At 60.4% G+C, this 13527-nt stretch carries 10 protein-coding genes; 4 read left to right on the forward strand and 6 right to left on the reverse strand.

The features are described from left to right. Positions 1-17 precede the first annotated feature (17 nt). The 6 genes from prpD to KVG95_RS22115 all read right to left on the reverse strand — a co-directional run bounded on the left by prpD (position 18) and on the right by KVG95_RS22115 (position 8600). Complete coding sequence (gene prpD / locus KVG95_RS22090) at positions 18-1502, reverse strand: 2-methylcitrate dehydratase (RefSeq protein WP_217857958.1); 1485 nt, start codon at positions 1500-1502, stop codon at positions 18-20. Between the two features lie 202 nt (positions 1503-1704). Next, positions 1705-2895 (reverse strand): 2-methylaconitate cis-trans isomerase PrpF, encoded by a 1191-nt coding sequence (gene prpF, locus KVG95_RS22095; protein ID WP_052965402.1) that lies wholly within the window; start codon positions 2893-2895, stop codon positions 1705-1707. Positions 2896-2954: 59 nt separating this feature from the next. Next, positions 2955-5552 carry a Fe/S-dependent 2-methylisocitrate dehydratase AcnD gene (gene acnD, locus KVG95_RS22100; protein ID WP_217857959.1) on the reverse strand — a complete coding sequence of 866 codons (2598 nt, stop codon included), beginning with the start codon at positions 5550-5552 and terminating at the stop codon, positions 2955-2957. A 205-nt stretch (positions 5553-5757) separates the two neighbouring features. Further along, complete coding sequence (gene prpC / locus KVG95_RS22105; protein WP_217857960.1) at positions 5758-6885, reverse strand: bifunctional 2-methylcitrate synthase/citrate synthase; 1128 nt, start codon at positions 6883-6885, stop codon at positions 5758-5760. Between the two features lie 105 nt (positions 6886-6990). Further along, positions 6991-7881 carry a methylisocitrate lyase gene (gene prpB, locus KVG95_RS22110; RefSeq protein WP_123720825.1) on the reverse strand — a complete coding sequence of 297 codons (891 nt, stop codon included), beginning with the start codon at positions 7879-7881 and terminating at the stop codon, positions 6991-6993. Continuing rightward, on the reverse strand, positions 7878-8600 hold the full coding sequence (locus KVG95_RS22115) for a GntR family transcriptional regulator (RefSeq protein WP_007902102.1): 723 nt from the start codon (positions 8598-8600) through the stop codon (positions 7878-7880). The genes prpB and KVG95_RS22115 overlap by 4 nt, the downstream gene beginning before the upstream one ends. Before the next feature lie 298 nt (positions 8601-8898). Between KVG95_RS22115 and rloA the strand changes: the two genes are divergently transcribed. The 4 genes from rloA (at position 8899) to pabB (ending at position 13502) form a co-directional block, all read left to right on the forward strand. Next, the gene (rloA, locus tag KVG95_RS22120; protein WP_007902103.1) at positions 8899-9435 is read left to right on the forward strand and encodes a retropepsin-like aspartic peptidase RloA; all 537 of its coding nucleotides are present in this window, start codon (positions 8899-8901) and stop codon (positions 9433-9435) included. Between the two features lie 5 nt (positions 9436-9440). After that, on the forward strand, positions 9441-10976 hold the full coding sequence (gene rloB, locus KVG95_RS22125; RefSeq protein ID WP_217857961.1) for an osmotic stress tolerance membrane protein RloB: 1536 nt from the start codon (positions 9441-9443) through the stop codon (positions 10974-10976). After that, positions 10976-11962 (forward strand): alpha-L-glutamate ligase-like protein, encoded by a 987-nt coding sequence (locus KVG95_RS22130; protein WP_217857962.1) that lies wholly within the window; start codon positions 10976-10978, stop codon positions 11960-11962. The genes rloB and KVG95_RS22130 overlap by 1 nt, the downstream gene beginning before the upstream one ends. A gap of 202 nt (positions 11963-12164) precedes the next feature. Continuing rightward, entirely contained in the window at positions 12165-13502 is a 1338-nt protein-coding gene (pabB, locus tag KVG95_RS22135; RefSeq protein WP_217857963.1) for an aminodeoxychorismate synthase component I, read from the forward strand. The last annotated feature ends 25 nt before the right edge of the window (positions 13503-13527 follow it).

Below are 13527 nucleotides of genomic sequence, written 5' to 3' on the forward strand. Positions count from 1 at the left end.
AACGATAACTCGGTCTCCTAGATCACAAACAAATCCACAAACCGGTTCACCGCCGTCTCCTCAAGCCGCGCCTGGTCCTTGCACAACGCAAAGATCTCGGCACTGCGCTGAGCCGTGAAGCGCGTCGCCAGATTGGTCTTGAATTTGTCTTCCAGCAGCGGAATTCCATCGGCGCGGCGACGGCGATGGCCGATCGGGTATTCCACCACCACGCTCTCGGTGCTGGAGCCATCCTTGAAGAACACCTGCACCGCATTGGCGATTGAGCGTTTGTCCGGTTCCAGGTATTCGCGGGTGAAGCGCGGGTCTTCGACGATGACCATTTTGTCGCGCAGCACATCAATAATGGGATGCACGGCATGGAAGTCGTCTTCGTATTGCTCGGCCACCAGATTACCGAACACCAGGGGTACGGCGGTCATGTACTGGATGCAGTGATCGCGGTCCGCAGCGTTGGCCAGCGGGCCGACCTTGGAGATGATGCGGATCGCCGATTCGTGGGTGGTGATGACGATTCTGTCGATCTCGTGCAGGCGGTTCCTGACCAATGGATGCAGGGTGACGGCAGCTTCGCACGCAGTTTGCGCGTGAAACTCGGCGGGAAAGCTGATCTTGAACAGCACGTTTTCCATCACGTAGCTGCCGAACGGCCGGGAAAAGCTGAAGGCACGTTTGTCTTCAGGTTTGAGCGCCATGTCATTGTTGGTGTGGCTGAACAGTACGTCGTAGAACCCCCATTGTTTGGCGGTCAGTACACCGGGAACACCCATCTCCCCACGCATCGCAATGTCCGCCAGACGCACACCACGGCTGGACGCGTCCCCTGCCGCCCAGGATTTGCGCGACCCGGCATTTGGCGCATGCCGGTAAGTGCGCAACGCCTGGCCATCGGCAAAGGCATGGGACAACGCCGATAGCAGTTGCTCGCGATTGGCGCCCATGAGCTTGGCGGTGACGGCGGTCGAGGCGACTTTCACCAGGATGACGTGGTCGATGCCGACGCGGTTGAATGAGTTTTCCAGGGCAATCACGCCTTGAATCTCGTGAGCCATGATCATCGCTTCCAACACCACGCGAAGGGTCAGCGGTGCGTCGCCATTGGCCAGGTGTTTTTGCGACAGATGGTCGGCCACCGCAAGAATGGCGCCGAGGTTATCGGACGGATGACCCCATTCGGCGGCGAGCCAGGTGTCGTTGTAATCGAGCCAGCGGACGATGCAACCGATATCCCACGCGGCTTTGACCGGATCAAGACGATAACTGGTGCCCGGCACGCGAGCACCGAAGGGAACGACAGTGCCTTCGACGATAGGTCCCAGGTGTTTGGTGCATTCGGGAAAACGCAGGGCCAGCAGACCGCAGCCGAGGGTGTCCATCAGGCAATTGCGGGCGGTATCCAGCGCCTCTGGCGATTCGATTTTGAAGTTGAGGACGTAGTCGGCGATGTCCTGCAGGACCGTGTCGTAGTCGGGGCGGTTGTTCAGGTCGACGTTGGCGCTCATGTTCGATTCACTCGGTCAGTGGTTCGCTGATGGGACCTCGGTTCAGGATCAATCTTAGTTGGTGACGCCATTCTTGTTATTGAAATGCAATTAACTGTGGGAGCGGGCTTGCTCGCGAAGAGGGAGCGTCAGTCGAAATCAATATTGCCTGATACACCGCCTTCGCGAGCAAGCCCGCTCCCACATTGGTTCAGTGTCGGGGTTAGAAAGAATCCCCCGGCACGCGAACATAACCTTCCATCAACACCCGCGCACTGCGGCTCATGATGGCTTTGTTCACAGTCCATTCACCGTTGACCTGGCTGGCCTCGGCGCCCACGCGCAAGGTACCGGAGGGATGACCGAAGCGCACCGCGTTGCGTTCGATGCCACCTGCCGCCAGATTCACCAACGTGCCGGAAATCGCCGCCGCCGTGCCGATGGCCACTGCCGCCGTGCCCATCATCGCGTGGTGCAGTTTGCCCATGGACAGCGCACGCACCAGCAAGTCAATGTCGGTGGCCGCAATCGCCTTGCCGCTGGACGCAATGTAATCCGCCGGCTTGGCGACGAACGCCACCTTCGGGGTGTGTTGACGCTTGGCCGCTTCGTCCAGGTGCTGAATCAACCCCATGCGCAACGCGCCGTAAGCGCGGATGGTTTCGAACATCGCCAGGGCCTTCAGGTCGCCATTGATGGCGCCCTGCAATTCGGTGCCGGTGTAGCCGATGTCTTCGGCATTGATGAAAATGGTCGGAATGCCGGCGTTGATCAAGGTCGCCCTGAGCGTACCGACGCCCGGCACTTCGAGGTCATCCACCAGATTGCCGGTGGGGAACATCGAACCACCGCCACCCTCTTCTTCCGCCGCAGGGTCCATGAATTCGAGCTGCACTTCGGCCGCCGGAAAGGTCACGCCGTCGAGTTCGAAATCGCCGGTTTCCTGGACCTCACCGTTGGTGATCGGCACGTGGGCGATGATGGTCTTGCCGATGTTGGCCTGCCACACGCGCACCACCGCCACACCGTTGTGTGGAATGCGGCTGGCATCCACCAGGCCATTACTGATGGCGAACGAACCGACCGCCGCCGACAGGTTGCCGCAGTTGCCGCTCCAATCGACGAAAGGCTTGTCGATGGAGACCTGACCGAACAGGTAATCGACGTCATGATCGGCCTTGATGCTTTTCGACAGGATCACGGTTTTGCTGGTGCTGGACGTCGCACCGCCCATGCCATCGATTTGCTTGTCGTATGGGTCGGGACTGCCGATCACTCGCAGCAATAACGCATCGCGAGCCGGGCCGGGAATCTGTGCCGCTTCAGGCAGGTCTTTCAGGCTGAAGAACACGCCTTTGCTGGTGCCGCCGCGCATGTAGGTGGCGGGGATTTTGATCTGAGGTGCGTGAGCCATTGGTGCTCCTTATAGATAGACAGACACGGGCCTGAAATCCCGTGTCCGCATATCGTGTGTTAAACGGCGACCGCCGATTCTTCGAGGAAGTCCTGAGCGAAACGCTGCAACACGCCGCCGGCCTCGTAGATCGACACTTCTTCGGCGGTGTCGAGACGGCAGGTCACCGGCACTTCGACGCGTTCGCCATTCTTGCGATTGATCACCAGCGTCAGCGTCGCACGCGGGGTGCGGTCGCCGATCACGTCGTAGGTTTCGCTGCCGTCGATGGCCAGGGTGTGACGGTCGGTGCCCGGTTTGAACTCCAGCGGCAACACGCCCATGCCCACCAGGTTGGTACGGTGGATGCGCTCGAAACCTTCAGCGGCGATCGCTTCCACACCCGCCAGACGTACGCCTTTGGCCGCCCAGTCACGGGACGAACCCTGACCGTAGTCGGCGCCGGCGATGATGATCAGCGGCTGCTTGCGTTCCATGTAGGTTTCGATGGCTTCCCACATGCGCATGACCTGGCCTTCCGGCTCGACTCGCGCCAGGGAACCCTGCTTGACCTTGCCGTTCTCCTGAACCATTTCATTGAACAGTTTCGGGTTGGCGAACGTCGCGCGCTGCGCAGTCAAGTGGTCGCCGCGGTGGGTGGCGTAGGAGTTGAAGTCTTCTTCCGGCAAGCCCATTTTCGCCAGATATTCACCGGCGGCGCTGTCGAGCATGATCGCGTTGGAAGGCGACAGGTGATCGGTGGTGATGTTGTCCGGCAGCACCGCCAGCGGGCGCATGCCTTTGAGCGGACGAGCGCCGGCCAGCGCGCCTTCCCAGTACGGCGGACGACGGATGTAGGTGCTCATTTCGCGCCAGTCATACAGCGGCGTAACCTTCGGACCAGTGTCTTCGTGGATGGCGAACATCGGGATGTACACCTGGCGGAACTGCTCCGGTTTCACCGATGCCTTGACCACCGCGTCGATTTCTTCGTCGCTCGGCCAGATGTCTTTCAGGCGGATTTCCTTGCCGTTCGCGTCCAGGCCCAGCACATCTTTTTCGATGTCGAAACGAATGGTCCCGGCGATGGCGTAAGCGACCACCAATGGCGGCGAAGCCAAGAACGCGTTTTTGGCGTATGGGTGAATCCGCCCGTCGAAGTTGCGGTTACCGGACAGCACGGCCGTCGCGTACAGATCACGGTCGATGATTTCTTGCTGGATCACCGGGTCCAGCGCGCCGGACATGCCGTTGCACGTGGTGCAGGCGAAGGCCACGACGCCGAAGCCGAGTTGCTCCAACTCTTTAGTCAGCCCGGCTTCATCCAGATACAGCGCCACGGTTTTCGAACCCGGCGCCAGCGAGGATTTGACCCATGGCTTGCGGCTCAGCCCGAGCTTGTTGGCGTTGCGCGCCAGCAGGCCTGCGGCAATGACGTTGCGTGGGTTGCTGGTGTTGGTGCAACTGGTGATGGCGGCGATGATCACCGCGCCGTCCGGCATCTGGCCCGGCACGTCATCCCACTGGCCGGAGATGCCTTGCGCCGCGAGATCGGATGTGGCGACACGAGCGTGCGGGTTGCTCGGGCCGGCCATGTTGCGCACCACCGAAGACAGGTCGAAGCTCAACCCGCGCTCGTATTGCGCACCTTTCAGGCTGTCAGCCCAGAGGCCGGTCTGCTTGGCGTAATTCTCGACCAACTGCACTTGCTCGTCTTCACGGCCGGTGAGTTTCAGGTAGTCGATGGTCTGCTGGTCGATGTAGAACATTGCCGCCGTGGCGCCGTATTCCGGGGCCATGTTGGAAATGGTCGCACGGTCGCCCAAGGTCAGAGCAGAAGCCCCTTCACCGAAAAACTCCAGCCACGCGCCGACGACTTTTTGTTTGCGCAGGTATTCGGTCAGCGCCAGCACCATGTCGGTGGCGGTGATGCCCGGTTGCAACTTGCCAGTGAGTTCGACACCGACGCTTTCCGGCAGACGCATCCACGATGCGCGACCGAGCATCACGCTTTCCGCTTCCAGACCACCAACACCAATGGCGATCACGCCCAGCGCATCGACGTGCGGGGTGTGACTGTCGGTGCCGACGCAGGTATCGGGGAAGGCCACGCCGTCACGCACCTGAATCACCGGCGACATTTTCTCCAGGTTGATCTGGTGCATGATCCCGTTGCCCGGCGGAATCACGTCGACGTTCTTGAAGGCTTTTTTGGTCCAGTTGATGAAGTGAAAACGGTCTTCGTTGCGACGGTCTTCGATGGCGCGGTTCTTTTCAAACGCCTCGGGATCGAAGCCACCACGTTCAACGGCCAGGGAGTGATCGACGATCAACTGAGTCGGCACCACCGGGTTCACTTGCGCCGGGTCGCCACCTTGCAGGGCGATGGCGTCGCGCAGGCCGGCGAGGTCGACCAGGGCGGTCTGGCCAAGAATGTCGTGGCACACCACGCGGGCCGGGAACCACGGGAAATCGAGATCGCGTTTGCGCTCGATGAATTGCTTGAGGGATTCGGTGAGCGTGGCCGGGTCGCAGCGACGCACAAGGTTTTCCGCCAGCACGCGGGAGGTGTACGGCAGGGTGTCGTAGGCGCCAGGCTGAATGGCATCGACCGCCGCGCGGACGTCGAAATAATCCAGATGGCTGCCGGGCAGCGGTTTGCGGAATTCAGTGTTCATCGTCAGGACTCGGTCACGGTGGTTTCAAAGGGTGGGCGCCTGGCGCAGCTCCCGAAGTGAACACGGTCAAATGTGGGAGCGGGCTTGCTCGCGAAAGCGGTGTGTCAGTCGACATCAATGTTGGATGTCAGTCCGTCTTCGCGAGCAAGCCCGCTCCCACACTGGTTCCCGGTTCATTCAGTAACCAGCGCGGTAGCCCTCCCGGTCAGCGTTGTTCGATTGGCACGAACTTGCGCTGTTCGACGCCGACGTATTCGGCGCTCGGGCGGATGATGCGGTTGTTGGCACGTTGCTCGAACACATGCGCCGCCCAACCAGTCAGGCGCGAGCAGACGAAGATCGGCGTGAACAACTTGGTCGGAATGCCCATGAAGTGGTACGTCGACGCATGGTAGAAGTCGGCGTTCGGGAACAGTTTCTTTTGCTCCCACATGGTCTTGTCGATGGCTTCGGACACCGGGAACAGCACCGTGTCGCCCACTTCGTCGGCGAGTTTTTTCGACCAGGCCTTGATCACCTCGTTGCGCGGATCGTTGTCCTTATAGATCGCGTGGCCGAAGCCCATGATCTTGTCCTTGCGCGCCAGCATGCCGAGGGTGCCCTCGACCGCCTCTTCAGGCGACGAGAAGCGCTCGATCATTTCCATCGCCGCTTCGTTGGCGCCACCGTGCAACGGGCCGCGCAGGGAGCCGATGGCCGCCGTGATGCAGGAATACAAATCCGACAGGGTCGAGGCACACACGCGGGCGGTGAAGGTCGAGGCGTTGAACTCGTGTTCCGCGTAGAGGATCAGCGAAACGTTCATCACCTTGACGTGCAATTCGCTCGGCTTCTTGTCGTGCAACAAGTGCAGGAAATGGCCGCCGATGCAGGCTTCGTCGGTCACGCAATTGATGCGTTTACCGTCGTGACTGAAGCGATACCAGTAGCACATGATCGCCGGGAACGCGGCCAACAGGCGGTCGGTTTTGTCGTGTTGCTCGGAGAAGTCGCTCTCCGGCTCGATGTTGCCCAGAAACGAGCAACCGGTGCGCATCACGTCCATCGGATGGGCGTCGGCGGGGATGCGTTCCAGCACTTCTTTCAGCGCTTGCGGCAGGTCACGCAGCTTGCTCAGTTTCTCGGTGTAGGCAGCAAGTTGCGCTTTGGTTGGCAGCTCGCCGTATAGCAGCAGGTAAGCCACTTCTTCAAATTGTGCGTCAGCCGCCAGGTCGCGAACGTCATAGCCGCGATAGGTCAGGCCTGCGCCCGACTGGCCCACGGTGGACAGTGCGGTTTGCCCGGCAACCTGGCCACGGAGCCCGGCGCCACTGAGTACTTTTGCTTCGGCCATTGCTGTCTCCAGTTTTCTTGAATTTGTCAGGGAATCGGCAAATTGTGTTTCATCAGGTTCTTTGTGATGCCGAAAGATCGCAGCCTCGCTGCGATCTCTTGATCTTTATTTCTTCGCCGCGAACAACGCATCGAGCTTCTGCTCGAAGGTGTGGTAATCGATGCGATCGTACAGCTCCATGCGCGTCTGCATGGTGTCGATGACGTTCTGCTGCGTGCCGTCGCGGCGGATCGCGGTGTAGACGTTTTCCGCGGCTTTGTTCATCGCGCGGAACGCCGACAGCGGGTACAGCACCAGCGACACGTCGGCGGCGGCGAGCTGCTCGGTGGTGTACAGCGGCGTCGCGCCGAACTCGGTGATGTTGGCCAGGATCGGCGCTTTCACGCGGCTGGCGAACAGCTTGTACATCTCAAGCTCGGTGATGGCTTCCGGGAAGATCATGTCGGCGCCGGCTTCGATGCATGCGGCGGCGCGATCCAGTGCAGACTCCAGACCTTCCACCGCCAGGGCGTCGGTGCGGGCCATGATCACGAAGCTGTCGTCGGTGCGGGCATCGACGGCCGCTTTGATGCGGTCGACCATTTCCTGCAGCGAGACGATCTCCTTATTAGGACGATGACCGCAGCGCTTGGCGCCGACCTGGTCTTCGATGTGAATCGCCGCCGCGCCAAACTTGATCATCGACTTCACGGTACGGGCAACGTTGAACGCCGAGGAACCGAAACCGGTGTCCACGTCCACCAGCAGTGGCAAGTCGCAGACGTCAGTGATGCGGCGCACGTCGGTCAGCACGTCATCCAGACCGGTAATTCCCAGGTCCGGCACGCCGAGGGAGCCGGCAGCCACCCCGCCACCCGACAGGTAAATAGCCTTGAAACCGGCGCGCTTGGCGAGCAGTGCGTGGTTGGCGTTGATCGTGCCGACCACTTGCAGCGGATGTTCGCTGGCGACCGCATCGCGGAAACGCTGGCCTGGAGTGCTCTTGTTGGAACTCATGACTCACCTCGTTCAGTGGCTGTCGGGTTAGCGCCGTCCTGGTAGTGACGGGCGATATTGCGTTTGGAGGCGCCGATGTGACGGCGCATCAACAACTCGGCCAACTCACCGTCACGGTCGGCGATGGCATCGAGAATTCGGTGGTGTTCGGCAAACGCCTGGCGCGGCCGATTGGGCGTGGTGGAAAACTGGATGCGGTACATGCGCACCAGCTGATAGAGCTCACCGCACAGCATCTGGGTCAGGGTGCGGTTGCCGCTGCCCTGGATGATCCGGTAATGAAAGTCGAAATCGCCTTCCTGCTGGTAGTAACCGACACCGGCCTGAAACGCCGCATCGCGCTCATGGGTTTCCAGCACCCGACGCAGTTCGTCGATTTCTTCGACCGTCATGCGTTCAGCCGCCAGACGGCACGCCATGCCTTCCAGGGATTCGCGAATTTCGTAGAGTTCCAGCAGTTCGGCGTGGCTCAGCGATACCACCCGCGCCCCGACGTGCGGCACGCGAACCAGCAGGCGCTGGCCTTCCAGACGGTGAATGGCCTCACGCAGCGGCCCGCGGCTGATGCCGTAGGTGCGCGCCAGCTCGGGCTCTGAGATCTTGCTGCCCGGGGCGATCTCGCCTTTGACGATGGCCGCCTGAATACGTCGGAAGACGTTTTCGGAAAGTGTTTCCGAGTCGTCCTGAACTGTGACCGGGGGATCGAGTTGATCCAGCATATTGTCGACACCTTGAAAACCAATGCCGCAAAAACTAGCGAATATGGCCGCTTACGTCAAAGGATAATTCGATATTGTCGACAATCGACTAATAACCACGCTGCACCATAAGGAAGCAACCCCTCAAGTTATAGCCGTCGGCCAGCGCTGGCGCCATAAACCCACCGTGCTAGAATGCCGCCCGCATTTGCTTGTCATCTGCATTGCCTGTCATGAAAAACAGATAGGCATACGAGGGAGCTTGTGCAGCAATGCCAGGGCCTTGAATTGAAGAACGGACCGCTGCGCACCAGGATTTATGAGACTCAAGCCCTTCACCACATTCCTTTGTCTTTTTGGCCTGCCGGGTTTCGCTGCAGCAGGGGAAAAGACTGTGTACGGCCTCAATGAGTACGCTTCGCTGGACGGCATCAATCTGGAAGTCGCCGCCAAACTCGACACGGGGGCGAAAACTGCTTCGTTGAGTGCCCGCGACATCAAACGTTTCAAACGCAATGGCGAATCCTGGGTGCGCTTCTATCTGGCTATCGACGCCGCGCATTCGCACCCGATCGAACGACCGCTGGCCCGTGTCAGCAAGATCAAGCGCCGGGCCGGTGACTACGACCCGGAAGAAGGCAAAAAATACACCGCCCGTCCGGTCATCGAGCTGGATATCTGCATGGGTTCGGCTTTACGCAGCATCGAAGTGAACTTGACCGACCGCAGTGCCTTCCAATACCCGCTCTTGATCGGCTCCGAAGCGCTCAAACGCTTCGATGCGCTGGTCGACCCCAGTCTTAAATACGCTGCTGGCAAACCCGCCTGCGCCACCGACGCACATACCGCAGAGTAATTCCAATGCGCTCTCTTACCCTCCATCTGAAACTGCTGATCGCCATCCTGGTGGTGCTGGGCATTTCAGTTACGGCCTATCAGATTTTCGTGCTCGGAATCCCGGTGACCGAAGACGCTACCGACGACTTGTGGAACATCGACGCCAAGGTCGAGTTCGTCGCCAACGCCAAGGATCCGATCAAGATCCAGATGTTCGTGCCGCCGCTGAGCCGCGACTACGTGAGCCTCAACGAGAGTTTCATTTCCAATAATTACGGCGTGGCGGTGAACCGTGTCGACGGTAACCGCAAGGTCACCTGGTCGGCGCGTCGGGCCAAGGGCAACCAGACTCTTTATTACCGACTGGTGCTGACCAAGCGCTACAGCGGCGAAAAATCCAAGGTCAAAGGCCCGACCTTCCGCGACAGCATCGCCGTCGAAGGCCCGGAAAAAATCGCCGCCGAAGCCCTGCTCGCGCCGATCCGCCAACACTCGGCTGACGTCGAAACCTTCATCGGCGAAGCCATCAAGCGGGTCAACAACCTCAACGACGACAACGTAAAACTGCTGCTGGCCGGCGATCCGTCCACCGTGAACAAAGCCAAAATCGTCGAACTGGTACTGTCCATCGCCCACGTGCCGGTGGAAAAGGTCCACACCATTCGCCTGGTAGCCGATCAGCCGCAAATGCCTGAACTCTGGTTGCGCAGCTTCAACGGCACTGACTGGCTGTACTTCAACCCGGAAACCGGCGAACAGGGCCTGCCCACCGACCGCTTGCTGTGGTGGACCGGCGACGAGAACCTGATCACCGTCGATGGCGGCAAAAAAGCCAACGTCACTTTCAGCCTGAACAACAGCGAAATGAACGCCATTCGCCTGGCCAAGCTGACCGACGAAAACTCCGACGCCAACTTCCTCGACTACTCGCTGTACGGCCTGCCGCTGGAAACCCAGCAGACCTTCATGATCATGGTGATGATTCCGATCGGCGTGCTGGTGATCCTGATCCTGCGCAACCTGATCGGCATTCAGACACTCGGCACCTTTACCCCGGTGCTGATCGCCCTCGCCTTCCGGGAAACCCAGCTCGGTTTCGGCATCGTGCTGTTTACGATCATCACGACGTTGGGGCTGTCGCTGCGCTCCTACCTTGAGCACTTGAAGCTACAAATGCTGCCGAGGCTATCGGTGGTGCTGACCTTCGTGGTGGTGCTGATCGCGGCTATCAGCCTGTTCAGTCACAAACTCGGCCTGGAACGCGGGTTGTCGGTGGCGCTGTTCCCGATGGTGATTCTGACCATGACCATCGAACGACTGTCGATCACCTGGGAAGAGCGCGGTGGTGGCCACGCGATGAAAGTGGCGATCGGCACGCTGTTCGCCGCTTCTTTGGCGCACCTGATCATGAGCGTGCCTGAGCTGGTGTACTTCGTGTTCACCTTCCCGGCGATTCTGCTGATCCTGGTGGGCTTCATGCTGGCCATGGGTCGCTATCGCGGTTACCGCCTGACCGAACTGGTGCGCTTCAAGGCTTTCCTCAAGAAGGCTGACGCCTGATGTTCGGTCTCTGGAAGACCTGGAAAGCCCTGGAGGCCCGGGGCATCATGGGGATCAATCGGCGCAACGCAGACTACGTGCTCAAGTACAACAAGCGCAGCCTGTACCCGATCGTCGATGACAAGATCATCACCAAGGAGCGCGCCATCGCCGCCGGCATCCACGTGCCGGAGCTGTACGGCGTGATCTCCACCGAGAAGGAAATCGACAACCTCAGCGAGATCATCGGCGGGCGTACCGATTTCGTGGTCAAGCCGGCCCAGGGCGCTGGCGGTGATGGCATTCTGGTGATCGCCGACCGCTTCGAGGGCCGCTATCGCACGGTGTCGGGCAAGATCATCAGCCACGAGGAAATCGAGCATCAGATTTCCAGCATCCTGACCGGCCTGTACTCGCTCGGCGGTCACCGTGACCGCGCGCTGATCGAATACCGAGTGACCCCGGACCAGATCTTCAAAAGCATCAGCTATGAAGGTGTGCCGGACATTCGCATAATCGTGCTGATGGGCTATCCGGTGATGGCCATGTTGCGCCTGCCGACCCGCCAGTCCGGCGGCAAGGCCAACCTGCACCAGGGCGCCATCGGCGTCGGTGTCGATCTGGCCACAGGCCTGACATTGCGCGGCACCTGGCTGAACAACATCATCAACAAACATCCGGACACCACCAACGCAGTGGACGGCGTGCAACTGCCCTACTGGGACGGTTTCATGAAGCTCGCTGCCGGCTGCTTTGAGCTGTGCGGGCTGGGTTACATCGGTGTCGACATGGTGCTCGACCAGGAGAAAGGGCCACTGATTCTTGAGCTTAACGCCCGGCCCGGGTTGAACATTCAAATCGCCAACGATTGCGGATTGACCTTGCGTACCCACGCGGTCGAAGCGCGACTGGAAGAATTACAGGCCCGCGGGATAATCGAAACAGCGCAGGAGCGCGTGGAGTTCGTTCAGGAAATGTTTGGGCATATTCCTGCGGTTGAGGGCTGATCCGAGACCAAGGTGCTGCCATCGCGAGCAGGCTCGCTCCCACAAGGACCGCGCTAACCCCTGTGGGAGCGAGCCTGCTCGCGATGGCTGACTGACAGTCACTAAAGCTCTCAATTTGCAATCCCCCGACATCCCCTCTAGGAGCAAATCCTGCAGAGGACTACAATCGCTCCCCCGCCTCGATGGCTGATCTGCCCCGCCCATGTTGACCTGTTCCGTACACCCGCTGCCCTATCGCGCCAACCCCGCCGAGTACTTCGCGGCGATTCGTCATGCCCCCGGTGCCGTGCTGCTCGACAGCGGCCGGCCTAGCGCCGAGCGTGGGCGTTATGACCTGCTCAGTGCCTGGCCGCTGGAGCAACTGGCCGTATTACCGGATGAAAGCGGCAGCCATTTCCTGCAACGCCTTCGCGACAATCTGACGCGACTCGGCGAAGCCACTGCTCCTTTCGACCTGCCTTTCGCCGGCGGGCTGATCGGTTATCTGAGCTACGACTTCGGCCGGCATCTGGAAAACCTGCCGAGTCAGGCACGGGACGATCTGCAATTGCCCGACGCACGTTTCGGGCTGTACGACTGGGCACTGATCAGCGATCACCACTTGGCCACCAGCCAACTGGTGTTCCACCCGGCGTTGATCGACAGCGAACGACAGCGGCTGATCGAACTGTTCACGCAGCCTGCACCTCAGAAGATCGAGCCTTTCAAACTGGACGGCCCGATGAGCGCCGACCTGAGCGCTGACGACTATCGACAAGCCTTCGAACGCATTCAGCAGTACATCCAGGCCGGCGACTGCTATCAGGTCAACTTCGCCCAGCGCTTTCGCGCGCAATGCCAGGGTGATCCGTGGGCCGCGTACTGCGCGCTGCGGGCGGCGTGCCCGACGCCGTTTTCCGGCTTCCAGAGCCTGCCCGACGGCGACGCCGTCCTGAGCCTGTCGCCGGAGCGCTTCGTCAAAGTCAGCGAGCGCCACGTTGAAACCCGCCCGATCAAAGGCACCCGCCCCCGCGGCCTGACAGCTGCTGAAGATGCGGCGAACGCCGCCGAACTGCTGGCCAGCCCCAAGGATCGTGCGGAAAACCTGATGATCGTCGATTTGCTTCGCAACGACCTCGGTCGCACCTGCCGCATCGGCTCGGTGCGGGTGCCGGAGTTGTTCAGCCTGGAAAGCTATCCGAACGTGCATCACCTGGTGAGCAGCGTTACTGGCGAGCTGGCGGATGACAAGGATGCGCTGGATTTGATCGCCGGCAGCTTCCCCGGCGGCTCGATTACCGGCGCACCAAAGATTCGCGCGATGCAGATCATTGATGAACTAGAGCCGACCCGTCGTGGGTTGTATTGCGGTTCATTGCTGTACCTGGACGTGCGCGGCGAGATGGACAGCTCCATCGCCATTCGCAGTTTGCTGGTCAAGGATGGGCAGGTGTGCTGCTGGGGTGGCGGCGGGATCGTCGCGGATTCGGACTGGCAGGCGGAATATCAGGAATCGATAACCAAGGTGAAGGTGTTGCTCGATACTTTGGGGGGCCTTTAAAAGCTTCGCGGGCAAACCCGCTCCC

The organism is Pseudomonas farris (genome assembly GCF_019145235.1).
In the GTDB taxonomy this organism is placed as follows: Bacteria; Pseudomonadota; Gammaproteobacteria; order Pseudomonadales; family Pseudomonadaceae; genus Aquipseudomonas; species Aquipseudomonas farris.